The 292-nt window shown below is 55.1% G+C and carries 1 pseudogene; it reads right to left on the bottom strand.

Annotated elements, in window-relative coordinates:
• Positions 1 to 32: 32 nt before the first annotated feature.
• Positions 33 to 292 (bottom strand): annotated as a pseudogene (locus EN818_RS32040) (glycosyl transferase family 25); the annotation flags it as partial.

Raw genomic sequence — 292 nt, 5'->3', positions numbered from 1 at the left:
ACAGGAAACAAAAGTGTCGCCACCATGTACGTCTAGCTGTACGCGTAGATGTAACGTGCTATATTGTCATAAAAGCTGTAAAGATAAGCTGGCAGTCGCCTCAGTCGGGTGAACTTGCTGCCTTTATATTCCTCGCGCGTTCCGACGAGCGTATTCGGGTCGCCAAAGGGCAGAAAGTCCCTGTCGGAGACGTAAACGTTGGTGCCATATCCCCAACCGCACTCCAGGGCGCGGTCGAAAGGTAGCGTCATCACACGCGCCGTCTTCAGGAAACGCTCAGCGGCGCTGCGCG

This window comes from Mesorhizobium sp. M3A.F.Ca.ET.175.01.1.1 (genome assembly GCF_004791945.1).
Lineage (GTDB): Bacteria > Pseudomonadota > Alphaproteobacteria > Rhizobiales > Rhizobiaceae > Mesorhizobium.
This window is presented reverse-complemented; position numbering and strand designations above follow the sequence as displayed.